Below are 21,626 nucleotides of genomic sequence, written 5' to 3'. Positions count from 1 at the left end.
CTACAAGCCCGACCTCGCCAAGGCCCTCAGCAACCTCGCCAGGCACGTGTCTAGCTCTGGGACACAAGACGAAGTTCTGAGCATCTACCAGGAGTCCGTCGATATCCTCAGAAACTTAGCCAACGACGATACACAGTTCTTCGGTCGCAAGTTTGCATACTCGCTCGAAACATACGGACGGATCCTAGAACACTACGGCAAGATGGAAGAAGCAGCCAACATCCGGCAGGAGCGCGATGAGGTCCTCAAACGGATTGAGGAGATGGAGGCGGGCGATAACTGACGTGCCTGAGAAGGCCCCACCGTCACCTCCCGCAAACACAGGTAGGGCCGGCCACCATCAGGTGACCGGCCCTCCCCGAAGCTCTCGCTCAGAGCGTCAAGCCCTGGTTCACTTCTCGATCTTCTGGGCGGCGGCGCCGCCGGCGGGGGCGAAGCCCGCGGCCTCGGCGTCCTCGGCGCTGGCGAACCAGACCTCGGCGACCGTGGCGTCGTACCAGCGCGAGCCGGGAACGTGGTACTTCATGGAGTCCTCGTTGCCCTTGACCAGGTGGTCGTCGTCGGGAGCGTCAGTGGCGCCCTCCTCGAGGCGGACCGCACCGGCGTACTCGGCCTTGTCAGCCTTCTCAGCCTTGTCGGCCTTCTCCTCAGCCTTCTCGGTCGTGGCCTTCTTCTCAGCCTTGTCCTCGTCGGCGACGGCCTTCTGGGCGGCCTTCTTGGCGGTGGCGACCGCGTCCTCCACGATCTCCTTGCGGGCAACCGGCTCCAGCACCAGGGAGATGACCGCCATGGGGGCGTTGTCGCCCTTGCGGGGGGTCGTCTTGATGATGCGGGTGTAACCGCCCTCGCGGCCCTCGAACTTGGGGGCGAGCTCCTCGAAGAGGCGGTAGACGGCGTACTTGTCCGTCACCTTCTTCAGCACGGTGCGGCGGGCGTGCAGGTCACCGCGCTTGCCCTTGGTGATGAGCTTCTCAACGTAGGGACGCAGGCGACGGGCGCGAGCCTCCGTGGTCTTGATCGACTCGTGGACGATGAGCTGCGTGGCCAGGTTGGCGAGCAGGTGACGCTCGTGCTGGGCGCTGCCGCCCAGACGGGGACCCTTAGTGGGGCGAGGCATGGTTGTCTCCTAGGTGAATAACGAGCCGGCTCAGGCCTGGGTCTCGTCGCTGAACGTGGGGTTGGCGTAGTCGTCGTCCGAGACGTAGTCGACCGGGGAGCCCTTGAGGGAGAGCCCCAGCTCGGCCAGCTTGTCCTTGATCTCGGAGATGGACTTGGCGCCGAAGTTACGGATGTCGAGCAGGTCGGCCTCGCTGCGCGAGACGAGCTCACCGACGGTGTGGATGCCCTCGCGCTTGAGGGCGTTGGAGGAGCGGGCCTGCAGGTCGAGCTCGTCGATCATGAGGGCCAGGTCCTGCTGGAAGGCCTCGTCGATCGGTGAGGGGCCGACCTCGATGCCCTCGGCCTCGACGTTGAGCTCACGGGCCAGGCCGAAGAGCTCCACGAGCGTCTTACCGGCGGAGGCCAGGGCGTCACGCGGGGTGATGGAGGACTTGGTCTCCACGTCGACGATGAGACGATCGAAGTCAGTGCGCTGCTCCACACGGGTCGCCTCGACGGAGTAGGAGACCTTCTTGACCGGCGAGTAGATCGAGTCCACCGGGATGCGGGAGATCTCCGCGTTGGGGTCCTTGTTCTGGCTGGCGGAGACGTAGCCGCGGCCGCGCTCGACCGTCAGCTCGATCTCCAGCTTGCCCTTCTCGTTGAGAGTGGCGATGACCAGGTCGGGGTTGTGGATCTCGACGCCGGCCGGCGGGGTGATGTCACCGGCAGTGACCTCGCTCGGACCGGACTTGCGCAGGTACATGACGACCGGCTCGTCGTTCTCCGAGGACAGGACGATCTCCTTGATGTTGAGGATGATCTGGGCGACATCCTCCTTGACCCCGGGGATCGTGCGGAACTCGTGGGGCACTCCGTCGATGCGGACGCTGGTCACGGCCGCCCCCGGGATGGAGGACAGCAGCGTGCGGCGCAGGGAGTTGCCGAGCGTGTAGCCGAAGCCGGGCTCGAGGGGCTCGAGCACGAAGCGCGAGCGGCGGTCCTCGACCACGACATCCTCGGTGAGCGTGGGTCGCTGTGCAATGAGCACGTGGTTTCCTTTCGTCGCGGCGCCCGCTATATGACGCCGTTCCTCATGGGTGGAGCAGCCGGCCCGAGCGGACCGGCCCTACTCCGCGTCCCGCCGTGGGGGCGGAACGTGGTGAGACGACGACGCAGCAACCGGCTGCGCCGTCGTCCCTTAAAGCTCAGACGCGACGGCGCTTGGGCGGGCGGCAGCCGTTGAAGGCCTGGGGGGTGACGTCGGTGATCGAGCCGACCTCGAGGCCGGCGGCCTGGAGGGAGCGGATCGCGGTCTCGCGGCCGGAGCCGGGCCCCTTGACGAAGACGTCAACCTTCTTCATGCCGTGCTCCTGGGCGCGCCGGGCGGCGGCCTCGGCGGCGAGCTGGGCGGCGTAGGGGGTCGACTTGCGCGAGCCCTTGAAGCCGACCTGGCCGGAGGAGCACCAGGCGATGACGGCGCCCTGCGGGTCCGTCAGCGAGACGATGGTGTTGTTGAAGGTGGACTTGATGTAGGCGTGACCGTGGGTAACGTTCTTGCGGTCCTTGCGGCGCGTCTTGCGCGCGGCGGCGCGGGTCTTGGGAGGCATTCTTCCTTCTTCGTGATGAGGTCGTCACTGCGCCCTGCGCTGGGCGGGGCGCGAGCTGCTGCTTACTTGGCCTTCTTCTTACCGGCCACGGTGCGCTTGGGGCCCTTGCGGGTACGCGCGTTGGTCTTGGTGCGCTGACCGTGCACCGGCAGGTGGCGGCGGTGGCGCAGGCCCTGGTAGCAGCCGATCTCGATCTTGCGGCGGATGTCCGCCTGGACCTCACGACGCAGGTCACCCTCAACCTGGTAGTTGCCGTCGATGTGGGTGCGGAGCTTGACCAGCTCCTCCTCGGTGAGGTCCTTGACGCGGGTGTCGGGGTTGACGCCCGTCGCCTTCAGGGTCTCGTCCGCGCGGGTGCGTCCGATCCCGAAGATGTAGGTGAGTGCGATCTCGACTCGCTTCTCGCGAGGCAGGTCGACACCGGAAATGCGTGCCACGGTGTGGTTCTCCTGTGTGCTCCCGGAGGTCGTCACCCATCTCCCCCACCTCGCCTGGTGGCCCCGGCCTCCGAGAACCGGGGGTTGCGGACCCGCGGTGCGGGTGCGCTGGGATGGGTGCTGGAAAGGGCCGTCCGGCTCTCCGGGCGGCCCGGCGCCGGGGACTCAGCCCTGACGCTGCTTGTGCCGCGGGTTCTCGCAGATGACCATGACGCGGCCGTGGCGACGAATCACCTTGCAGCTGTCACAGATCTTCTTGACGCTCGGCTTGACCTTCATGATGTTCCTCCGCCGGCTCTGGGAGCCGACATGTCACTTGTACCGGTAGACGATTCGGCCGCGGGACAGGTCGTAGGGGCTCAGCTCCACGACCACCCGGTCCTCGGGGAGGATGCGGATGTAGTGCTGCCGCATCTTTCCGGAGATGTGCGCGAGCACGACGTGCCCGTTGCTCAGCTCCACCCGGAACATCGCGTTCGGAAGGGCCTCGACGACCGATCCCTCGACCTCGATGACTCCGTCCTTCTTAGCCATGTTCCTCCATCGGTGCTTTCTCGCTCGAGTTCACCCCGACGACGTCGCCGCCGGGCAGCCGCGGTCGCCGTTGCGCAGGCCCACCGCGGGCCCCTGTTGCCAGGGTCGTGAATGCGGCATGAGGGCATGCGTCATCGACGGACGCGCGTCCAGCGGACAACTTTACGGCAGACGGCCCGGGCTCCACCATGCCAGATGGCGCGATCACGCGGTGTTTCCTGACACACCGCAGGCGCGTGCGTCGTCGAGGACGCACCCCCGCCCTCGACGACGCACGTCGCGGGCGCAGTCCACGGGGTTTAAGGTGCGTCCTCGGCCTCCGGGCGCCCCTGATTCCGACGGCTCCTCGCAGCAGGTCCCACCTCAGCGTCTCAGCCCAGTGCCTTGGGCTCGATGCCGTAGGGGGCCAGGCCCTCGGCGCCGCCGTCGGGCGCGGTGAGGACCCACACGCCTCCGGGGACGATGGCCACCGTGTGCTCCCACTGGGCGGCGTGTGAGCCGTCCCGGGTGACGACGGTCCAGCCGTCGTCGAGCTCGCGCGTTGCCGGGCTGCCGGCGGTGAGCATGGGCTCGATGGCCAGCACCATGCCGGGGCGCAGGCGGGGGCCGCGTCGTTTGACGGAGTAGTTGAGGACGTCGGGGGCCATGTGCATGCTCGTGCCGATGCCGTGGCCGACGTACTCCTGAAGGATCCCCAGCTCGTGGCCCTCCCGCTCGGCCACGTCCGCGACAACGGCCTCGACCGCGTCGCCGACCGCGTTGAGGCACAGCTGACGTCCGCGCCCCTCCCCCGCTGCGGCGCGGGCGACGGCGGCGATCGCCTCCCACAGGGCCTGCCGGGTGGTGGTGTCCACGAGCCGGTCGGTCCGGCTCAGGTAGGTCCCGCCGACGACGGTGGTGAAGGCGGCGTCGCCGTGCCACTGGGTGCCGTCCTCGTCGACGATGTAGGCGCCGCAGTCGAAGGTGACCAGGTCGCCGTCGGCCAGGACCCGCTCGCCGGGGATGCCGTGGACGACCTCCTCGTTGACGGAGATGCACACGGTGGCCGGGTAGTCGTAGTAGCCCAGGAAGTTGGAGTGGGCGCCGGCGGCCTCAATGACCCCGGCAGAGACGGCGTCGAGCTCGGCGGTGGTGATCCCGGCGCGCACCGCCTCGCGCAGGGCGGCGTGGATGTCGGCGACGACGAGCCCGGCCCGGCGCATGAGACGGACCTGCTCCGGCGTCTTGATCTGGATCTGTTCGCGTGAGAGCACGGGGGCCTCCTGGGGTCGTGTGGAGCGGGGTGGGCCTGGGCTGTCCGGCGGCCCCGTCAGATATGGGGACGCACCGGAGCATGCGCAGGCGGGTCGTCCGCGTGAGCAGACGACCCGCCGGTGAGCGTGGGCTTCAGGAGCCGGTGATGCCGCGGGAGGCGAGGGCCTCCATGATGCGGCCGGTGACGACGTCGATCTCGCCCATGCCGTCGACCTGGACGAGCAGGTCGCGCTCGGCGTAGAGGTCGGCCAGCGGCGCGGTGGACTCGGCGTAGACCTCGAGGCGGCGGCGGATGACGGGCTCGGTGTCGTCGGCGCGTCCCTGCTCACCGGCCCGCTTGAGCAGGCGGGCGACGACGGCCTCGGCGTCGGCGGTGATCTCGACGACGACGTCGAGGGCCAGGCCCGAGGCCTTCAGCATGGAGTCGAGCTCGCCGACCTGCGCCGTGGTGCGCGGGTAGCCGTCCAGGAGGAAGCCGGCCTCGCAGTCGGCCTGGGCGATGCGGTCGGCGACCATGGCGTTGGTGATGGAGTCGGGGACGTACTCGCCCTTGTCCATGTAGGCCTTGGCCTGGGTGCCGAGCTCGGTGGCGCCGGCGACGTTGGCACGGAAGATGTCTCCGGTGGAGATGGCCGGGATGCCCAGGCGCTCGGCGATCCGGGCGGCCTGGGTGCCCTTGCCCGCTCCGGGGGGACCGAGAAGAACCATGCGTGCGCTCATGACAAGAACCCTTCGTAGTGACGCTGCTGCAGCTGGGAGTTGACTTCCTTGACGGTCTGGAGGCCCACGCCCACCATAATGAGGATAGTGGTTCCGCCGAAGGGCAGGTGCTGAGCCAGGTCCAGCCAGATGACGGCGAGCGTCGGGATGAGGGCGAGGACCACCAGGTAGATGGAGCCCGCCGTCGTGATGCGGTTGATGACGTAGGACAGGTAGCGCACGGTGGGCTCACCGGCGCGGATGCCGGGGATGAAGCCGCCGTAGCGTTTCATGTTGTCCGCGATCTCCTCGGAGTCGAAGGTGATGGCCGTGTAGAAGAAGGCGAAGAACAGGACGAGGACGCCGTAGGCGGTCAGGTAGATCGGGTGCGTCTGGTGCAGGTGCGTCATGATCCACTGCACCCACCGGCTGCGGGGGTCACCGAAGCCGGAGACGAGCTGGGGCATGGCCAGGATCGAGGAGGCGAAGATGACGGGGATGACGCCGGCGGTGTTGATCTTGACCGGAATGTAGGTGGTCGATCCGCCGTACTGGCGGCGCCCGATCATCCGCTTGGCGTACTGCACGGGGATGCGCCGCTGGGCCTGCTCGATGTAGACGACCGCGAGGGTGGCCAGGAGGACGACGGCCACGACGATGGCGAAGTTGGCCGCCCCGTTGTTGCCCCCGGCGATGGAGAACATGTTGGAGGGGAACTGGGCCACGATGGAGGTGAAGATGAGCAGCGACATGCCGTTGCCGATACCGCGCTCGGTGATGAGCTCACCCAGCCACATGATGAGGCCGGTGCCGGCGGTCATGGTGATGACGACGAGCAGCAGGGTGATGACCGAGCCGTCGGGCAGAACCGGCTTGTTGCAAGTCGGGAAGAGCTTGCCGCTCTTGGCCGTGGCCACGATGGTGCTGGACTGGAGCAGCCCCAGGCCGATGGTGAGGTAGCGGGTGTACTCGGTGAGCTTGGCAGTGCCCGCCTGTCCCTCCTTGTGGAGCTCCTCGAAGCGGGGGATGACGACCCGCAGGAGTTGGATGATGATGGAGGCGGTGATGTAGGGCATGATGCCCAGCGCGAAGACGCTCAGCTGAAGCAGCGCACCACCGGAGAAGACGTTGACGAGGCTGAGAAGGTTCTGATCCTCGGCAGCGGCGATGCATTGCCGGGCGTTGACCAGGTTGACGCCGGGCGCCGGCAGGATGGACCCGAGCCGGAACAGGGCCATGATGCCGAGGGTGAAGAGCAGCTTCGCCCTGAGGTCTGGCGTTCTGAACGCCTGAGTGAACGCACTGAGCACTCGATCTCCTGTGGACTCGGGGGTGGGTTCGGCCCTGCGGGCAGCAAGGCGGAGCGCAGGGGAACTGCGCCCGGCCCAGACTACCCCGCCGAGCTCGCTACCTGGGCGCTGAGACGGGCTTGCAACGTCAATGAGGTGCGGGTTTTCTCACGTCTCGTCCCGGTGAGGTAGCCCGGGGTGATCCAAGACACTTCGCACTGGCGCGCTACGGCCGCCTCCCTGGGCGGCGCCCGCGCACGAACAACCCCGGCGGCCCAGGTTTCCCTGGACCGCCGGGGTCTGTGATCTCGCGACTCGTCAGGACCGCTTCTTCAGGGAGTCACCCCTGCCGGGCGCGGCTCGACGGCGTTCAGCGCGTGGCGATGGTGCCGCCGGCGGCCTCGATCTTCTCCTTGGCGGAGCCGGACCAGGCGTCGACCGTGAGCGTCAGGGCCACGGCGACGTCGCCGCCGCCGAGGACCTTGACGAGATGGTTCTTGCGAACCGCACCCTTGGCGACGAGGTCCTCCACGGTCACCGTGCCGCCCTCGGGGAACAGCTCGGCGATGCGGCCGACGTTCACGGGCTGGAACTCGACCCGGTTGGGGTTGCGGAAGCCGCGCAGCTTGGGAAGACGCATGTGCAGCGGCATCTGGCCACCCTCGAAACCAGGACGCACCTGGTAACGAGCCTTGGTGCCCTTGGTACCGCGACCGGCGGTCTTACCCTTGGACGCCTCACCACGACCCACGCGGGTCTTGGCCTTCTTGGCGCCGGGGGCGGGACGCAGGTGGTGCAGCTTGACGACGCGCACCTTCTCCTCCTGCGTGTTCTCGGTGTCAGCCATCTCAGACCTCCTCAACGGTGACCAGGTGGTGCACCGTGGCAATCAGGCCGCGCACGCTGGGGGTGTCCTCACGCACGACGGACTGGCGGATCTTGCGCAGGCCCAGGGTCTTGAGGGACTCGCGCTGGCGGTGGGTGCCCCCGATGCCAGAGCGGACCTGAGTGACCTTGAGCTGCTTGGTCATCTGCTTCGATGCGGACTCAGCCATCACGCACCCACTCCTTCAGCGGCCTTCTCGGCCTCCTGCTTCTCGGCCTGAGCGCGCTTGTCGGCCTCGCCCTCGGCGCGGGCCCGCAGCATGGACTGCGGGGCGACGTCCTCCAGGGGCAGGCCACGGCGGGCCGCGACGGCCTCGGGCTGCTCGAGCTGCTTGAGGGCGTCCACCGTGGCGTGCACGATGTTGATCGCGTTGGAGGAGCCCAGCGACTTGGACAGGATGTCGTGGACACCGGCGCAGTCCAGCACGGCGCGCACCGGACCACCGGCGATAACACCGGTACCGGGGGACGCCGGGCGCAGGAGGACGACTCCGGCGGAGTCCTCGCCCTGGACCAGGTGCGGGATGGTGCGGCGAATCATCGGGACGTGGAAGAAGTTCTTCTTCGCGATCTCGACGGCCTTGGCGATGGCGGCGGGAACTTCCTTCGCCTTGCCGTAGCCCACGCCGACGGTGCCCTCACCGTCACCGACGACCACGAGGGCCGTGAAGGTGAAGCGGCGGCCGCCCTTGACGACCTTGGACACGCGGTTGATGGTGACGACGCGCTCGATGTACTTGTCGTCGTTGCCGCGACCACGGTCGCGGCGGTCGTTGTTGCGGTCGCGGCGGCCGCGGCCCTCGCCCCGGCGCTCGTCGTTCTCGCGCTGGGCCGAGCCGTCGGACGACGCGGACCTGTCTCGCTGCGGTGCAGCCATCAGATGTTCCTCTGCTTTCTCGTCGTCTTAGTGCTCACAGCTTCAGGCCGCCCTCGCGGGCGCCCTCGGCGACGGCCGCGACACGGCCGTGGTACTTGTTGCCGCCGCGGTCGAACACGACTGCCTCGATGCCCAGCGCCTTGGCGCGCTCGGCGATGAGCTCGCCGACCTTGTGGGCGGCGCCCACCTTGTGGCCCTCGACGCCCTTGGCGGCCTCCTCCAGGGTGGAGGCGGCGCACAGGGTGTGACCGATGGTGTCGTCCACGACCTGAGCCACCATGTGGCGGTTGGAGCGGGTGACCACCAGGCGGGGACGCTCGGGCGTGCCGGAGATGTGCTTGCGCACGCGCTGGTGACGGATCTTGCGGGCGATGGCGCGGGGGTTGCCCTTGCCCCTCTTGATCGAGTAAGCCATAGTCACTTACCAGCCTTTCCGACCTTGCGGCGCACGTTCTCGCCGGCGTAGCGCACGCCCTTGCCCTTGTAGGGCTCCGGCGGACGGATCTTGCGGATGTTCGCCGCGACCTCGCCGACCTGCTCCTTGGAGATACCGGAGACGGTGATCTTCAGGTTGCCGTCGACCGTGAAGGTGATGCCCTCGGGGGGCTCAACGGTCACGGTGTGGGAGAAGCCGAGGGAGAGCTCGATGCCCTGGCCCTTGGCGGCGACGCGGTAACCGGTGCCGACGATCTCGAGCTGCTTGGTGTAGCCCTCGGTGACGCCGATCACCATGTTGTTGATGAGGGTGCGCGACAGCCCGTGCAGCGAGCGCGAGCGGCGCTCGTCGTCGGGGCGCGTGACCAGGATGGAGCCGTCCTCCTGGCGGGTGACGCTCAGGGGCTCGCTGATCGTGCGGGACAGGGTGCCCTTGGGGCCCTTGACCGTCACGTCCTGGCCGTCGATGGTGACGTCCACTCCGGCAGGAACCGGAACGGGGAGCCGTCCAATACGAGACATGGTTTTCCTCCGTTCCTTCTCTTACCAGACGTAGGCGAGGACTTCGCCGCCCACGCCACGTGACTCGGCCTGCTTGTCGGTCAGGAGGCCGGAGGAGGTGGACAGGATCGCCACTCCCAGGCCACCGAGGACCTTGGGCAGGTTGGTGGACTTGGCGTAGACGCGCAGGCCGGGCTTGGAGATCCGGCGCAGGCCCTGGATGGCCCGCTGGCGGTTGGCTCCGTACTTGAGGCTCAGCGTGAGCGTCTTGCCGACCTCGGCGTCCGTGACCTCGTAGCCGGCGATGTAGCCCTCGGACTTGAGCATCTCAGCGATGTTCACCTTGAGCTTGCTCGACGGCATCGACACGGTGTCGTGGTAGGCGCTGTTTGCGTTGCGCAGACGGGTCAGCATGTCTGCGATGGGGTCTGTCATTGTCATGAGTGGGCCTTGGCCCTTCCTCGTCGTGGTTTCCTCAGCGGACCTGCGACGTAAGTTCTTACCAGCTGGACTTGCTCACGCCCGGGAGCTCGCCGCGAAGGGCCATCTCACGCAGGCAGATACGGCACAGGCCGAACTTGCGGTAGACCGAGTGCGGGCGGCCGCAGCGCTGGCAGCGCGTGTAGGCACGGACACCGAACTTGGGCTTGCGGTTCGCCTTCTCAATCAGTGCGGTCTTCGCCATCTCACTTCTCCTTGAAGGGGAAGCCGAGCTGCTTGAGCAGCGAGCGGGCCTCCTCGTCGGTCTTGGCCGTGGTCACCACGGTGATGTCCATACCGCGGACGCGGTCGATCTGGTCCTGGTCGATCTCGTGGAAGACAGCCTGCTCGGTCAGACCGAAGGTGTAGTTGCCGTTCCCGTCGAACTGCTTGGGGCTCAGACCGCGGAAGTCGCGGATACGGGGCAGGGAGATCGAGACCAGACGGTCCAGGAACTCCCACATGCGGTCGCCGCGCAGCGTGGAGTGCGCGCCGATCGGCATGCCCTCACGCAGCTTGAACTGCGCGATGGACTTGCGGGCCCGGGTCACCTGGGGCTTCTGGCCGGTGATGGCGGCGAGGTCGCGCACGGCGCCCTCGATCATCTTGGAGTCGTGGGCGGCCTCGCCCACGCCCATGTTGACGACGACCTTGACGACGCGCCCGACCTCCATCACGTTGCCGTGCTGGAACTCCTTGAGCAGGGCGGGGCGCACCTCCTCGGCGTACTTCGTCTTGAGACGGGGGGTGGTCTTCTCAGCCATGGTCACAGGTCCTCCCCGCTCTTCTTGGCGTAACGCACGCGGACGGTGCGCTTGCGGCCGTCGGGACGCACGCCCTCCTCGACGCGGAAGCCCACGCGGGTGCGCTTCTTGGTCTTGGGGTCGACGAGCATGACGTTGGAGGCGTGGATGGGCGCCTCAACGGTCTCGATGCCGCCGGTGCGGGCACCCTGCTGGGACTGCCCCACCTTGGTGTGCTTGGTCACGCGCTGGACGCCCTCGACGATGACACGGTCAGTGCCCTTGAGGACCTCCAGAACGCGGCCGGTCTTGCCCTTGTCCTTACCGGCGATGACGATGACCTGGTCACCCTTCTTGATGCGTGCCATGTTCAGATCACCTCCGGGGCGAGCGAGACGATGCGCATGAACTTCTTCTCGCGAAGCTCACGGCCGACGGGGCCGAAGATGCGCGTACCGCGCGGCTCCCCATCGTTCTTGAGGATGACGGCGGCGTTCTCGTCGAAGCGGATGTATGAGCCGTCGGGACGACGACGCTCCTTGCGGGCACGCACGACGACGGCCTTGACGACCTCGCCCTTCTTCACGTTGCCGCCGGGAATGGCGTCCTTGACGGTGGCGACGATCGTGTCGCCGATACCCGCATAGCGCCGACCCGATCCACCGAGAACACGGATGCAAAGGATCTCCTTGGCACCGGTGTTGTCGGCGACCTTCAGTCGCGACTCCTGCTGGATCATTGAGTGTTCTCCTGTCGTCGAGCCGGTTCTCAGGAAGCTCCTGAGCCTGGCCGAACGTTCTTCTGGTCTTGCACACGTCTCCCCCGGCCGCAGGCCGCACGAGGCCGACCCAGGGACAGGGGATTCCCGCGATACGCCGTCCCGACAGACACAGGCGCAGACTGCACGAGGTCTCTGCCGGGCGCACCGAGGGCGCGCGCAACTCCATTAGCCTAGTCCAGCCGCCGTATCGCGCGGAACCTGAGATGAGAACCAGGGCCTGTGCCTTTGCTCACCGGCTTTTCCCGGACCTCCTGCGCCAATGCCCCGAAGCGCCCGGCCGGCTGTCAGCCCCTGATCGACGACGTACCTGCCCGCCGACGACTGCGTTGTCCTCCAGACGACTGGGGTACGACCGTCGTCCTTTGGGGGAACAGGACGTCCTCGTCGGAAAGCGCAGTCCCCGATCCGCCTGACTGTCATCCGTGATCCGCAGCCGGCTCCAGTCAGGGGCGACCTGCGCCGAGTTCGGGTCCCGCGGTGTGCGCCCAACAACGCCGCCATCCGGGACGCCCGGCGGACCGGCGGTGTCCATGGTGCTGACATCAGGTCCGCGCCGACGCCGCACACCTCCAAGAAACCGCAGGATTCCAACGAACACCGCTGGGGGCACTGATGGCGAGATCGTCAATGTCAGCGCTGTGGACACTGGGCGCAGGGTTTTTGCGGCACCGCCCGGCGCCCTCCCCCAGGTCCGCACCCCACTGGCTCGCTGCGTGGCGCTCGCTCGGGGCCGGGAGATCGTGGTCCGACGTCGGCTCCGGCCCGATCCTTTTCAGAACCGCCTGTACTCCACGAGGGTCGGGATCTACTGGCCAAGGGTTGTGCACACTGCACGAAGGCCCCACCCACCCGGAGTACACCCGCCCCTCCCCCAGTAACACCCGACCCTCGTGTAGTACCGCCCGGTCAGGCATCAACGGCGCACAGCAAGGAAGACCACGCCCCAAACCACTAAGTCCCAACGAACACAGCGCCTATCGATGCACTTGAGTACAGCATTGACAGTCAACGCCCCCACAACTTCGACGCGCCACTGCTTGGGCGATCTCTCTGCATGACCGACGTTCACAAAGCGCAGTTATAGACCTGGAACTCCGCAGTACAGGAACGACCATGTCATTAAGGCCCTCAAATAGATGTCAGAGCCGCACCATACCGTAGTCACTATCAGTTCGACCACACCAAAAGGGGCATCCAATGCAGAAATTTCATCCAACATTCAACGATATCGCTCTCGCGTCACGGACTCGCACAATTTTCACTCCACTTCCACTCTTCAGGGCCACAATAGTGGCTGCACCGTTGCTGGTAGCCGTCACTGCACGGTACTGGACTAGCTCTACCTTCCCTTGGCTGTCATGGCTAGTCACAGCAGTCTCCGTGCCGCTAACTGCACTGGCTATCAAGACCTGGCTATCACCGGCTGAGGTTGAACGCAGACGGGTTGTGGATCTCCTACCCAACGATCTTGTAGTCCCCCCAAACGAGGAAGGGTTTCTTACATCAGCCACCCCAGTTCTCAGTAGGAACACCATCCTTGATGCATCCCCTCAGGTAGAAGTAGTCCTGGCAGGACGTAACCACCCACTGATCTACGATTGCGAAGGAGAAGTGAACACGATTCAACCTATCGACCTCAAGCCGCGCTCACACTCCTCAGAGGAGACAGAAATGGTCGAACAAGTGCTTGCGGCTGCCACGCACTTGAACGACAGCTGGTTTCGTATCGCTACAGATGACGAACAGCGGATCGCACGGCGACTTGGCCTTGTTGAGAAGAAGCCTCTACGAGGCGGTGAAAGATGGTCCAAAGCGGCAATATCATACGCCAATGCGGCCATAGCTGAGCACACAGATTCGCAGCAGGACACACTCGCTCAATCCGGTTCAGTCATCGTAATAGTTAACGGCGACCTTATGTTACAGATCGATGGGCAAGAGCAACGGATTGCCGATCTCGTTGATCGTCTTGCCGAAAAGGTCACCCAACTGACAGACCGCGCTATCGTTGAGCGAATCCGTGTAGCTGTTGATCAGAACGACAAGCGCAGCACAGCCGAAGGCCTACGGGAACTCGGACGGGACACACTCGTGAATGCTCTCGGAGCAGCATCCGGAAATGCACTGTGGACCGCAGCTTTGACTTTTATGCAAGGCTACTGGTGAGCAGCACTCACTGTCGGACGTGATGGCCGGCCGTCAGAACAACGCCGACGCCGCAGCCTCCCAGGTGGGATGCTGCGGCGTCGGGGGCCGTCTCGACGGGGTCGAGGGCGGCGTTCAGCCGAGGGTCACTTGGCGCGCTCGAGGATCTCCAGGAGGCGGAAGTGCTTGGTGGCGCTCAGCGGGCGGGTCTCCATGATGGAGACGAGATCGCCGACACCGGCCTCGTTGTTCTCGTCGTGGACCTTGACCTTCTTGGAGCGACGGAGGACCTTGCCGTACAGGGAGTGCTTGTAGCGCTCCTCGACGAGGACGACAACCGTCTTGTCCATCTTGTCGGAGACGACGTAGCCGCGACGCACCTTGCGCTGGGGGCGCGCGGTGGACTGCTCGACGTTCTCAGTGCTGGTCTGCTCGCTCACTTGGACTCCTCCGTGCTCGGGGCGGTGCGAATACCGAGCTCACGCTCGCGCACGATCGTGTAGATGCGGGCGATGTCGCGACGCACAGCCTTGAGACGTCCGTGGTCCTCGAGCTGGCCGGTCGCCGAGGCGAACCGGAGGTTGAACAGCTCGGCCTTGGCCTTGGAGAGCTCCTCGGAGAGGCGCTCGTTGTCCATGCCGTCGAGGTCGGCGGGGGTCAGGCCCTTGGAACCGATTGCCATCAGACGTCACCACCCTCACGAGTCACGAAACGGGTCTTCATCGGAAGCTTGTGCTGTGCGCGGCGCATGGCCTCGCGGGCGAGGGCCTCGTCGACACCGCCGAGCTCGAACAGGATGCGTCCGGGCTTGACGTTGGCGATCCACCACTCGGGTGCGCCCTTACCGGAACCCATACGGGTCTCGGCGGGCTTCTTGGTCAGGGGGCGGTCCGGGAAGATGTTGATCCACACCTTGCCGCCACGCTTGATGTGGCGGGTCATGGCGATACGGGCCGCCTCGATCTGGCGGTTGGTGATGTAGGCGGGCTCGAGGGCCTGGATGCCGTAGTCACCGAAGGCGATCTGGTTGCCGCCCTTGGAAAGGCCCGTGCGGTGCGGGCGGTGCTGCTTGCGGAACTTGGTCCGGCGGGGGATGAGCACGGCTCAGGCCTCCGTTCCCTGGTCTGCGGCAGCGGTCTCGGCGGCCGGCGTCTGCTCGACTGCCTGCTGCTGCTCGGTGTTCTGACGCGAACCGCGCTCACCGCGGTCGCCACGACGGCCGCCGCGGCGCTCGCCCCGGCCCCGGCCACGGGAGCCGGACTCGGCCTGCTGGCGGGCGAACTCGCGCTCGGTGATGTCGCCCTTGTAGATCCACACCTTGACGCCGAGGCGGCCGAAGGTGGTCTTGGCCTCGTAGAAGCCGTAGTCGATGTTCGCGCGCAGGGTGTGCAGGGGCACTCGCCCCTCGCGGTAGAACTCGCTGCGGCTCATCTCGGCGCCGCCCAGGCGGCCGGAGCACTGCACCCGGATGCCCTTGGCGCCGGCGCGCATCGCGGACTGCATGCCCTTGCGCATGGCGCGACGGAAGGACACGCGGGAGGCGAGCTGCTCAGCGATCCCCTGGGCGACCAGCTGGGCGTCCAGGTCGGGGCTCTTGACCTCGAGGATGTTGAGCTGGACCTGCTTGCCGGTCAGCTTCTCGAGCTGACCGCGCAGGCGCTCGGCCTCGGCCCCACGACGACCGATGACGATGCCGGGACGGGCGGTGTGCAGGTCGACGCGCACGCGGTCACGGGTGCGCTCGATGTCGACCTTGGAGATACCGGCCCGCTCCATGCCGTCCTCCATGAGGCGGCGGATCTTGACATCCTCCTCCACGAAGTCGCGGTAACGCTGACCGGGCTTGGTGGAGTCGGCGAACCAGCGCGAGCGGTGGTCCGTGGTGATGCCCAGGCGGAACCCGGTCGGGTTGACCTTCTGCCCCATTACCGGGCTCCTTCCTTCGTTGCGGCGTCGGACTTGTCCCCGACGATGACGGTGATGTGGCTGGTCCGCTTGAGGATCCTGCTGGCCCGGCCCTGCGCACGGGGACGGAACCGCTTCAGGGTGGGACCCTCGTCGGCGAACGCCTCGATGATGAACAGGTCGTTCTCGTCGAAACGCTCACCGTCACGCTCAGCCTTGAACCGGGCGTTGGCGATTGCGGACTCGAGGACCTTGCGCACCGGCACCGCAGCGGCCTGCGGGGCGAATCGGAGCACGTTGACGGCCTCGACGGCGCGCTTGCCGCGGACGACGTCCACGACCCGGCGCGCCTTCATCGGCGTGCAGCGCACGTACTTGGCCTGCGCCTTGGCTTCCATGTTCTCTGCCTCTCAAACTTTCCGACGTCCGTCAGCGACGCGACTTGCGGTCGTCCTTGACGTGCCCGCGGAAGGTGCGGGTCGGAGCGAACTCACCGAGCTTGTGGCCCACCATGGACTCGGTAACGAAGACCGGCACGTGCTTGCGACCGTCGTGGACGGCGAAGGTGTGCCCCAGGAAGTCCGGCGTGATGACCGAACGGCGGGACCAGGTCTTAATGACGTTCTTGGTGCCCTTCTCGTTCTGAGCGTCCACCTTCTTGAGGAGGTGGTCGTCGACGAAGGGACCCTTCTTCAGACTACGCGGCATGATTCAGGCTCCTATCAGCGCTTCTTGCCGGTCCGACGACGACGCACGATGAGGCGGTCGCTGGACTTGTTGGGACGGCGGGTGCGGCCCTCGGGCTTGCCCCACGGCGAGACGGGGTGACGACCACCGGAGGTCTTACCCTCACCACCACCGTGCGGGTGGTCCACCGGGTTCATGACGACACCGCGGACGGTCGGGCGCACGCCCTTCCAGCGCATACGGCCGGCCTTGCCCCAGTTGATGTTGGACTGCTCGGCATTGCCGACCTCGCCGATGGTGGCGCGGCAGGCGGCCTCCACGTTGCGGATCTCCCCGGAGGGCATGCGCAGCTGCGCGTACTTGCCCTCCTTGGCGACCAGCTGGACGGAGGTGCCGGCGCTGCGAGCGATCTTGGCCCCGCCACCGGGACGCAGCTCGACCGCGTGGACGACCGTACCGGTGGGGATGTGACGCAGCTGCAGGTTGTTGCCGGGCTTGATGTCGGCACTGGGGCCGGCCTCGACGACGTCGCCCTGACGGAGCTTGTTCGGGGCGATGATGTAGCGCTTCTCGCCGTCCATGTAGTGCAGCAGGGCGATGCGCGCGGTGCGGTTGGGGTCGTACTCGATGTGAGCGACCTTGGCGGGCACGCCGTCCTTGTCGTGACGACGGAAGTCGATGAGACGGTAGGCGCGCTTGTGGCCGCCACCCTTGTGACGGGTGGTGATCCGGCCGGAGGAGTTGCGTCCACCGGACTTGCTCAGCGGGCGCACCAGCGACTTCTCGGGCGTGCTGCGCGTGATCTCCACGAAGTCGGCCACGGAGGAGCCGCGACGACCCGGGGTCGTGGGCTTGTACTTACGGATTCCCATATCGGTCCTTTACCTTCCGTGGCGCACTAGGCCACATCACCGAAGATGTCGATGGTCCCCTCGCGCAGGGTGACGATCGCACGGCGGGTGTCCTTGGACTTGCCGATCCCGGTGCGGGTGCGGTGCGTCTTGCCCTTGCGGTTGATGGTGTTCACCGAGGAGACCTTGACGTCGAAGATGGCCTCGACGGCCTGCTTGATCTCGGTCTTGTTGGATCCCGGCGCCACGATGAACGTGTACTGGCCACGGTCCATGCAGGCGTAGGACTTCTCGGAGACCACCGGCGCGATGATGACGTCGCGGGGGTTCTTGGACTTCTCGAGGCTCACTTGGACTCCTCCTCACCCTTGCCCAGGAACGCATCCAGGCCAGAGGCCGTGAAGACGACGTCGTCGGACTTGAGGACGTCGTAGGTGTTGAGCTGGTCGGCCCACAGGACGTGCGCCTCGGGGGCGTTGCGCAGGCTGAGCCTGGACAGGTCGTCCTGACGGTCCACGATCACCAGGGCCTTGCGGTCGGTGAGGTTGCGCAGCGCGACCAGGGCGTTCTTGGTGGAGGGCACCGTGGTGGTGACGAACTCGGTGATGACGTGGACGCGGCCGTTGCGGGCGCGGTCGGACAGGGCGCTGCGCAGGGCGGCGGCCTTCATCTTCTTGGGGGTCCGCTGGGTGTAGTCGCGCGGCTGCGGGCCGTGGACGGTGCCGCCGCCGACGAACTGCGGGGCGCGGGTCGAGCCCTGGCGGGCGCGGCCGGTGCCCTTCTGGCGGTAGGGCTTGCGGCCACCGCCGCGGACGTCGCCGCGGGTCTTGGTGGCGTGGGTGCCCTGGCGGGCCGCGGCCAGCTGGCCGACGACCACCTGGTGCATGAGCGGAATGTTGAGGGGGGCGTCGAAGATCTCGGCGGGCAGCTCGACGCTGCCGGTCTTCTTGCCCGTGGAGTCGACGACGTCGACGGTGAGTGCCTCAGTCATGGTCTCAGGCTCCCTTCACGGCGGTGCGGACGACGACGACCGAGCCCTTGGGGCCGGGGATCGCGCCGTTGACGAGCAGAACGCCCTTGTCAACGTCGACGCCGCGGATCTTGAGGTTCTGGACGGTGCGGCGCGCGTGGCCCATACGGCCGGCCATGCGCAGGCCCTTGAAGATGCGTCCGGGGGTGGCGCAGGCGCCGATGGAACCGGGCTTGCGGTGGTTGCGGTGAGCACCGTGGGAGGCGCCCACACCGGCGAAGCCGTGGCGCTTCATGACACCGGCGAAGCCCTTACCCTTGGAGGTTCCGGTGACATCGACCAGCTGGCCGACCTCGAAGGTGTCAGCGGCCAGCTCCTGGCCGGGGGCGAACTCCGACGCCAGGGAGGTGCGAACCTCCGCCACGTGGCGGCGGGGCTCGACCCCGGCCTTGGCGAAGTGGCCGGCGAGCGGCTTGGTGACCTTGCGGGCGTCGATGTCGCCGAAGGCGAGCTGAACGGCCTCGTAGCCATCGGTCTCGATGGTGCGGACCTGGGTCACGACGTTGGTGTCGACCCGGACGACGGTCACGGGGCGCAGGACCCCGTTCTCGTCCCAGATCTGCGTCATGCCGAGCTTGGTGCCGAGCAGCGCCTTGGCAGGCGCGGCGGCAGCCGGCGTGTTAAGCGTTGTCATGGCAGTCCTCAGAGCTTGATCTCGATGTTGACGTCAGCGGGCAGGTCGAGACGCATGAGCGAGTCGACGGCCTTGGGCGTCGGGTCGACGATGTCGATCAGCCGCTTGTGCGTGCGCATCTCGAAGTGCTCGCGGCTGTCCTTGTACTTGTGCGGCGACCGGATCACGCAGAACACGTTCTTCTCGGTCGGCAGCGGCACCGGGCCCACGACCGTCGCACCAGCGCGGGTCACGACGTCGACGATCTTGCGCGCCGAGGAGTCGATGACCTCGTGGTCGTAGGACTTGAGCCGGATGCGGATCTTCTGTCCCGCCATGGCGCCTAACCTCTCTTGTACTTGCTTCTGGCCGGTCCACGCGCTCGGGCGTGTCGCTTCAGGACGCGCGCCGCTCCCGTGATGGAAGGCGGTGAACCGGTCTGGACACACGGAAACCCGTTCAGGAGGAACGGGTCCGTCAGAATGATTCCCGGGGAGTCCCGGGGTGGCACAGCCAGGGGCACGCAAGCGCACGCCCTTGGCCGGCCGGATTACGGTATCAGGGCTCCCGCGGGCAGCGGAACCCAGGATGGGGCCTAGAGCCTGTGAGTCCGCCCACTGGCCCCCGCGCTCGGGCGTGTCGCGTCCAGCGCCGGGATCTCCGCGGTGTCGATGAGCTCCTCGTCATCCCATCGACCAGAAGGCGCCGACAGCGACGCGATCTCCTCCAGAAGCGCCAGGTTCTCCATTTCGGAGGGCTGGGGCGGTACCGGCAGGTCGGTGAACCACCGCTGGGGCTCGACACCGGCGTCGTCGTCCATCCAGATGCGCATCTGCTCCGCCCAGGTCTGGGGGCGCGGCTCCTGCTCCGCCTCACGGGCCCTGGCCAGGGCCCGTTCCTTGGTCCTCGCCGCTGCGTAGCCCGAGCGCCACAGGTACAGCCCGACGACGATGAGCCCCGCCGCCAGGCCCACGGCCCACCAGGGGAAGTGGGGGACGTCAGGGCGCTTGCCCGCCGCCGCGAGGTCCTTGGCCGGGGTCGGGTAGACGCGCTCGCCGGTCAGCAGGATGCGGTGGGTGTTGATGCCCAGGGGCGTGCAGGTCACCAGGGTGAGCAGGTCCTTGCCCTCCTCGGCGCGCAGGGCCTCGGTCTCCTCGGGCTCGACGACCTTGGTGCTGGTGACCCGGTAGGTGAGGACCTCCCCGAAGACCTCGACGATGAGACTGTCACCGGTCTTGACCTTGTCCAGGTTGGTGAACATGGTGGCCTCGGCCAGGCCGCGGTGCCCGGTGATGACCGAGCGGGTCCCCTCTCCCCCGACCGGCAGTGAGGTGCCCTCCAGATGCCCCAGGCCCTTGAGCAGGGTGTCGTCGGCCGTGCCGTGGTAGACGGGCAGGTCCAGGGAGATGGAGGGAATCTTGAGCCGGGCCATGAGGCCTTCGTTGTTCGCCTTGAGGATGTTGGCGTACCTCAGGGAGCTGTCCTTGCTGGAGCCGGCGCCGGTGGGGACGTGGTTGTTGGCCTCCAGGACCGCTCCGGCAGAGAGCGCGTCGTTGTACGCGTGAGCCTGCTCGATCTGGGTCTTGGCGTCGGGCCGGGCATCGTCAACCTGGGCGGAGTAGTCGGCAGTCACCTTCGACTGGTTGTACTGGGAGATCCAGGAGGCCGCCGTCGGGTAGGCCAGCAGCCCCATGCCGACGACCGCCATGATGGAGGTGATGAGCGCGGAGACCGACAGGCGCCAGGCACGATGGCGGCGGTGCTTCTGGAGGCTCGAGGCGCGTGTGCGCGGAGTCCGGGCGGTGCGGGGGTGGCGTGCGTTGCGGGAGATCATGGGCCTCGTGCGCTTCCAGGGTCGGGTGTTTCGGGGTGGGGATGGTGCGGGTTCGCACATGACGGTGCAGGCGCTCGACGGAACGAGGTCCGCCGAGTGCCTGCACCGGTTCCGCTCAGGCCACAACCTGACGATCGAGACGTGTTCGGAACACAGTCACGACGTGGTTGAGGTGAGGCACTTGTGGTTGTGGTTGTGGTTGTCGGCCGGGGCTTGGGGGCCCCGGCCGACAGCGGTTGTCATCAGGCAGCGAGGTTCGCGCTGTGCTTGCGCTCGCGGTAGCGGGCCACCAGGACGGAGCCGACGGCGATCATCAGCAGGGACGCGCCGGAGGCGGTCAGGATGAGCATGCCGTTGGCACCGGTCAGGGGCAGGCCCGGGACCGCCTGCTTGGTGTTCTCAACGGTGACGTCGTCCGTGGCCACGGCGCCGGTCTGGACCTTGACAGCGGTCACGGCGTCGTCACCCGAGGGCAGGACGAAGCCGGTGGGCGCCTTGGTCTCGACCAGGACGTAGCAGCGCGCAGGGGCGTTGACCTTGTTGTCGCGGCCCGCCCCGTCAATGGAGTCGGAGACGAACAGGCCCTTGATGTTGACGACGCCGTTCTCGTCGGTGGTCAGCGTGGTCTTGCCGTCAACGGCGATGGGGGCCCCCTCCTTCTCCTTGGTGCAGGTGTCCGCGTAGGACTCCTTGGCCTTGTACAGCTGGAACTCGGCGCCCTTAAGACCCGCCTTGCTGGCACCCTTGTCGTGACTGTCAACCTTCTTGATCATCAGGTCGCCCCAGTGAGTGGTCACCTCGTCGGACGTCGGAGGGTTGTCAGGTTTGGTCGGGGGCTCGGTCGGCTCCGGAGGCGTGCTGGCATAGATGGTGTCGGAGATGAGCTGGGCGGTGTTCTTGATGTCACCGTTACCGATCGAGGCAACCGTGCCCTCGAA

34 protein-coding genes are annotated in these 21,626 nt (G+C 66.9%); 2 read left to right on the top strand and 32 right to left on the bottom strand.

Features of this window, described 5'->3' with window-relative positions; all coding sequences use genetic code 11:
• A partial coding sequence (locus BKH32_RS13975; RefSeq protein WP_178384653.1) for a hypothetical protein occupies positions 1–283 on the top strand: 283 nt, incomplete at its 5' end.
• A gap of 108 nt (positions 284–391) precedes the next feature.
• Here the strand turns inward: BKH32_RS13975 and rplQ are convergent.
• The 19 genes from rplQ to rplN form a co-directional block, all read right to left on the bottom strand.
• Positions 392–1,117 carry a 50S ribosomal protein L17 gene (gene rplQ / locus BKH32_RS11490; RefSeq protein ID WP_075250146.1) on the bottom strand — a complete coding sequence of 242 codons (726 nt, stop codon included), beginning with the start codon at positions 1,115–1,117 and terminating at the stop codon, positions 392–394.
• 30 nt (positions 1,118–1,147) lie between these two features.
• Complete coding sequence (locus BKH32_RS11485; protein ID WP_075250145.1) at positions 1,148–2,149, bottom strand: DNA-directed RNA polymerase subunit alpha; 1,002 nt, start codon at positions 2,147–2,149, stop codon at positions 1,148–1,150.
• Positions 2,150–2,306: 157 nt separating this feature from the next.
• Complete coding sequence (gene rpsK, locus BKH32_RS11480) at positions 2,307–2,708, bottom strand: 30S ribosomal protein S11 (RefSeq protein ID WP_003781888.1); 402 nt, start codon at positions 2,706–2,708, stop codon at positions 2,307–2,309.
• A 62-nt stretch (positions 2,709–2,770) separates the two neighbouring features.
• Entirely contained in the window at positions 2,771–3,145 is a 375-nt protein-coding gene (gene rpsM, locus BKH32_RS11475; RefSeq protein WP_010614542.1) for a 30S ribosomal protein S13, read from the bottom strand.
• A 165-nt stretch (positions 3,146–3,310) separates the two neighbouring features.
• Complete coding sequence (gene rpmJ, locus BKH32_RS11470; protein ID WP_003781903.1) at positions 3,311–3,424, bottom strand: 50S ribosomal protein L36; 114 nt, start codon at positions 3,422–3,424, stop codon at positions 3,311–3,313.
• 33 nt (positions 3,425–3,457) lie between these two features.
• Positions 3,458–3,679, bottom strand: a complete 222-nt coding sequence (gene infA / locus BKH32_RS11465) for a translation initiation factor IF-1 (RefSeq protein WP_003781847.1) — start codon at positions 3,677–3,679, stop codon at positions 3,458–3,460.
• A gap of 371 nt (positions 3,680–4,050) precedes the next feature.
• Entirely contained in the window at positions 4,051–4,932 is an 882-nt protein-coding gene (gene map / locus BKH32_RS11460; protein WP_075250144.1) for a type I methionyl aminopeptidase, read from the bottom strand.
• A 133-nt stretch (positions 4,933–5,065) separates the two neighbouring features.
• Positions 5,066–5,653: an adenylate kinase gene (locus tag BKH32_RS11455; RefSeq protein WP_178384651.1), complete on the bottom strand. Its 588-nt coding sequence runs from the start codon at positions 5,651–5,653 to the stop codon at positions 5,066–5,068.
• Entirely contained in the window at positions 5,650–6,942 is a 1,293-nt protein-coding gene (gene secY / locus BKH32_RS11450) for a preprotein translocase subunit SecY (RefSeq protein WP_075250142.1), read from the bottom strand. Before secY ends, BKH32_RS11455 begins: the two co-directional genes overlap by 4 nt.
• A gap of 349 nt (positions 6,943–7,291) precedes the next feature.
• Complete coding sequence (rplO, locus tag BKH32_RS11445) at positions 7,292–7,768, bottom strand: 50S ribosomal protein L15 (RefSeq protein WP_075250141.1); 477 nt, start codon at positions 7,766–7,768, stop codon at positions 7,292–7,294.
• A 1-nt stretch (position 7,769) separates the two neighbouring features.
• Entirely contained in the window at positions 7,770–7,976 is a 207-nt protein-coding gene (gene rpmD / locus BKH32_RS11440; RefSeq protein ID WP_075250147.1) for a 50S ribosomal protein L30, read from the bottom strand.
• Positions 7,976–8,683: a 30S ribosomal protein S5 gene (gene rpsE / locus BKH32_RS11435; protein ID WP_003781868.1), complete on the bottom strand. Its 708-nt coding sequence runs from the start codon at positions 8,681–8,683 to the stop codon at positions 7,976–7,978. Before rpsE ends, rpmD begins: the two co-directional genes overlap by 1 nt.
• 34 nt (positions 8,684–8,717) lie before the next feature.
• Positions 8,718–9,098 (bottom strand): 50S ribosomal protein L18, encoded by a 381-nt coding sequence (gene rplR, locus BKH32_RS11430; protein ID WP_003789309.1) that lies wholly within the window; start codon positions 9,096–9,098, stop codon positions 8,718–8,720.
• A gap of 2 nt (positions 9,099–9,100) precedes the next feature.
• Positions 9,101–9,640 carry a 50S ribosomal protein L6 gene (rplF, locus tag BKH32_RS11425; protein ID WP_065362852.1) on the bottom strand — a complete coding sequence of 180 codons (540 nt, stop codon included), beginning with the start codon at positions 9,638–9,640 and terminating at the stop codon, positions 9,101–9,103.
• Between the two features lie 21 nt (positions 9,641–9,661).
• Positions 9,662–10,060 (bottom strand): 30S ribosomal protein S8, encoded by a 399-nt coding sequence (gene rpsH, locus BKH32_RS11420; RefSeq protein ID WP_003781870.1) that lies wholly within the window; start codon positions 10,058–10,060, stop codon positions 9,662–9,664.
• A gap of 58 nt (positions 10,061–10,118) precedes the next feature.
• Positions 10,119–10,304, bottom strand: coding sequence for a type Z 30S ribosomal protein S14 (locus tag BKH32_RS11415; protein ID WP_003781856.1), 186 nt, complete (start codon positions 10,302–10,304; stop codon positions 10,119–10,121).
• 1 nt (position 10,305) lies between these two features.
• Complete coding sequence (gene rplE / locus BKH32_RS11410; RefSeq protein WP_043537565.1) at positions 10,306–10,863, bottom strand: 50S ribosomal protein L5; 558 nt, start codon at positions 10,861–10,863, stop codon at positions 10,306–10,308.
• A 2-nt stretch (positions 10,864–10,865) separates the two neighbouring features.
• The gene (gene rplX, locus BKH32_RS11405) at positions 10,866–11,210 is read right to left on the bottom strand and encodes a 50S ribosomal protein L24 (protein WP_003781892.1); all 345 of its coding nucleotides are present in this window, start codon (positions 11,208–11,210) and stop codon (positions 10,866–10,868) included.
• A gap of 2 nt (positions 11,211–11,212) precedes the next feature.
• A complete protein-coding gene (gene rplN / locus BKH32_RS11400) occupies positions 11,213–11,581 on the bottom strand; it encodes a 50S ribosomal protein L14 (RefSeq protein ID WP_003781898.1) in 369 nt (122 codons plus the stop codon).
• A gap of 1,653 nt (positions 11,582–13,234) precedes the next feature.
• On the opposite strand from rplN, the gene BKH32_RS13725 reads away from it, so the two are divergent.
• A complete protein-coding gene (locus tag BKH32_RS13725) occupies positions 13,235–13,789 on the top strand; it encodes a hypothetical protein (RefSeq protein ID WP_143222818.1) in 555 nt (184 codons plus the stop codon).
• A 125-nt stretch (positions 13,790–13,914) separates the two neighbouring features.
• Here the strand turns inward: BKH32_RS13725 and rpsQ are convergent, their stop codons facing one another.
• The 13 genes from rpsQ to BKH32_RS11335 all read right to left on the bottom strand — a co-directional run.
• Positions 13,915–14,208, bottom strand: a complete 294-nt coding sequence (rpsQ, locus tag BKH32_RS11395; RefSeq protein WP_075250140.1) for a 30S ribosomal protein S17 — start codon at positions 14,206–14,208, stop codon at positions 13,915–13,917.
• Complete coding sequence (gene rpmC, locus BKH32_RS11390; RefSeq protein WP_009403578.1) at positions 14,205–14,450, bottom strand: 50S ribosomal protein L29; 246 nt, start codon at positions 14,448–14,450, stop codon at positions 14,205–14,207. Before rpmC ends, rpsQ begins: the two co-directional genes overlap by 4 nt.
• Entirely contained in the window at positions 14,450–14,869 is a 420-nt protein-coding gene (rplP, locus tag BKH32_RS11385; RefSeq protein WP_075250139.1) for a 50S ribosomal protein L16, read from the bottom strand. The genes rpmC and rplP overlap by 1 nt, the downstream gene beginning before the upstream one ends.
• A 3-nt stretch (positions 14,870–14,872) precedes the next feature.
• Positions 14,873–15,694 (bottom strand): 30S ribosomal protein S3, encoded by an 822-nt coding sequence (gene rpsC, locus BKH32_RS11380; protein WP_075250138.1) that lies wholly within the window; start codon positions 15,692–15,694, stop codon positions 14,873–14,875.
• Entirely contained in the window at positions 15,694–16,071 is a 378-nt protein-coding gene (gene rplV / locus BKH32_RS11375; protein ID WP_003789298.1) for a 50S ribosomal protein L22, read from the bottom strand. Before rplV ends, rpsC begins: the two co-directional genes overlap by 1 nt.
• A gap of 31 nt (positions 16,072–16,102) precedes the next feature.
• On the bottom strand, positions 16,103–16,381 hold the full coding sequence (rpsS, locus tag BKH32_RS11370; RefSeq protein ID WP_003786073.1) for a 30S ribosomal protein S19: 279 nt from the start codon (positions 16,379–16,381) through the stop codon (positions 16,103–16,105).
• A gap of 14 nt (positions 16,382–16,395) precedes the next feature.
• Complete coding sequence (gene rplB, locus BKH32_RS11365) at positions 16,396–17,232, bottom strand: 50S ribosomal protein L2 (protein ID WP_009747234.1); 837 nt, start codon at positions 17,230–17,232, stop codon at positions 16,396–16,398.
• Positions 17,233–17,258: 26 nt separating this feature from the next.
• Entirely contained in the window at positions 17,259–17,561 is a 303-nt protein-coding gene (gene rplW, locus BKH32_RS11360; RefSeq protein ID WP_003786064.1) for a 50S ribosomal protein L23, read from the bottom strand.
• Positions 17,558–18,202: a 50S ribosomal protein L4 gene (gene rplD / locus BKH32_RS11355; protein ID WP_070661462.1), complete on the bottom strand. Its 645-nt coding sequence runs from the start codon at positions 18,200–18,202 to the stop codon at positions 17,558–17,560. The genes rplW and rplD overlap by 4 nt, the downstream gene beginning before the upstream one ends.
• Before the next feature lie 4 nt (positions 18,203–18,206).
• Entirely contained in the window at positions 18,207–18,875 is a 669-nt protein-coding gene (gene rplC, locus BKH32_RS11350) for a 50S ribosomal protein L3 (RefSeq protein WP_075250137.1), read from the bottom strand.
• Between the two features lie 8 nt (positions 18,876–18,883).
• The gene (gene rpsJ / locus BKH32_RS11345) at positions 18,884–19,192 is read right to left on the bottom strand and encodes a 30S ribosomal protein S10 (RefSeq protein ID WP_003786051.1); all 309 of its coding nucleotides are present in this window, start codon (positions 19,190–19,192) and stop codon (positions 18,884–18,886) included.
• 257 nt (positions 19,193–19,449) lie between these two features.
• Positions 19,450–20,688 carry a class C sortase gene (locus BKH32_RS11340; protein WP_075250136.1) on the bottom strand — a complete coding sequence of 413 codons (1,239 nt, stop codon included), beginning with the start codon at positions 20,686–20,688 and terminating at the stop codon, positions 19,450–19,452.
• 242 nt (positions 20,689–20,930) lie between these two features.
• Positions 20,931–21,626: SpaH/EbpB family LPXTG-anchored major pilin (locus tag BKH32_RS11335; protein ID WP_143222817.1), on the bottom strand; the 696-nt coding region annotated here is incomplete at its 5' end.

The organism is Actinomyces oris (assembly GCF_001929375.1).
GTDB lineage: Bacteria > Actinomycetota > Actinomycetes > Actinomycetales > Actinomycetaceae > Actinomyces > Actinomyces oris_B.
Note: the sequence above shows the minus strand (reverse complement) of the source record. Positions and strands in the feature narration are given on the sequence as shown.

Coding starts and splice junctions, on each gene's coding strand:
- rplQ (WP_075250146.1), bottom strand. CDS start 1,117: ATGCCTCGCCCCACTAAGGGTCCCCGTCTGGGCGGCAGCGCCCAGCAC.
- rpsK (WP_003781888.1), bottom strand. CDS start 2,708: ATGCCTCCCAAGACCCGCGCCGCCGCGCGCAAGACGCGCCGCAAGGAC.
- rpmJ (WP_003781903.1), bottom strand. CDS start 3,424: ATGAAGGTCAAGCCGAGCGTCAAGAAGATCTGTGACAGCTGCAAGGTG.
- infA (WP_003781847.1), bottom strand. CDS start 3,679: ATGGCTAAGAAGGACGGAGTCATCGAGGTCGAGGGATCGGTCGTCGAG.
- BKH32_RS11455 (WP_178384651.1), bottom strand. CDS start 5,653: ATGAGCGCACGCATGGTTCTTCTCGGTCCCCCCGGAGCGGGCAAGGGC.
- rplO (WP_075250141.1), bottom strand. CDS start 7,768: ATGGCTGACACCGAGAACACGCAGGAGGAGAAGGTGCGCGTCGTCAAG.
- rpmD (WP_075250147.1), bottom strand. CDS start 7,976: ATGGCTGAGTCCGCATCGAAGCAGATGACCAAGCAGCTCAAGGTCACT.
- rpsE (WP_003781868.1), bottom strand. CDS start 8,683: ATGGCTGCACCGCAGCGAGACAGGTCCGCGTCGTCCGACGGCTCGGCC.
- rplR (WP_003789309.1), bottom strand. CDS start 9,098: ATGGCTTACTCGATCAAGAGGGGCAAGGGCAACCCCCGCGCCATCGCC.
- rplF (WP_065362852.1), bottom strand. CDS start 9,640: ATGTCTCGTATTGGACGGCTCCCCGTTCCGGTTCCTGCCGGAGTGGAC.
- rpsH (WP_003781870.1), bottom strand. CDS start 10,060: ATGACAATGACAGACCCCATCGCAGACATGCTGACCCGTCTGCGCAAC.
- BKH32_RS11415 (WP_003781856.1), bottom strand. CDS start 10,304: ATGGCGAAGACCGCACTGATTGAGAAGGCGAACCGCAAGCCCAAGTTC.
- rplE (WP_043537565.1), bottom strand. CDS start 10,863: ATGGCTGAGAAGACCACCCCCCGTCTCAAGACGAAGTACGCCGAGGAG.
- rplX (WP_003781892.1), bottom strand. CDS start 11,210: ATGGCACGCATCAAGAAGGGTGACCAGGTCATCGTCATCGCCGGTAAG.
- rplN (WP_003781898.1), bottom strand. CDS start 11,581: ATGATCCAGCAGGAGTCGCGACTGAAGGTCGCCGACAACACCGGTGCC.
- rpmC (WP_009403578.1), bottom strand. CDS start 14,450: ATGGCAATCGGTTCCAAGGGCCTGACCCCCGCCGACCTCGACGGCATG.
- rpsC (WP_075250138.1), bottom strand. CDS start 15,694: ATGGGGCAGAAGGTCAACCCGACCGGGTTCCGCCTGGGCATCACCACG.
- rplV (WP_003789298.1), bottom strand. CDS start 16,071: ATGGAAGCCAAGGCGCAGGCCAAGTACGTGCGCTGCACGCCGATGAAG.
- rpsS (WP_003786073.1), bottom strand. CDS start 16,381: ATGCCGCGTAGTCTGAAGAAGGGTCCCTTCGTCGACGACCACCTCCTC.
- rplB (WP_009747234.1), bottom strand. CDS start 17,232: ATGGGAATCCGTAAGTACAAGCCCACGACCCCGGGTCGTCGCGGCTCC.
- rplD (WP_070661462.1), bottom strand. CDS start 18,202: ATGACTGAGGCACTCACCGTCGACGTCGTCGACTCCACGGGCAAGAAG.
- rplC (WP_075250137.1), bottom strand. CDS start 18,875: ATGACAACGCTTAACACGCCGGCTGCCGCCGCGCCTGCCAAGGCGCTG.
- rpsJ (WP_003786051.1), bottom strand. CDS start 19,192: ATGGCGGGACAGAAGATCCGCATCCGGCTCAAGTCCTACGACCACGAG.
- BKH32_RS11340 (WP_075250136.1), bottom strand. CDS start 20,688: ATGATCTCCCGCAACGCACGCCACCCCCGCACCGCCCGGACTCCGCGC.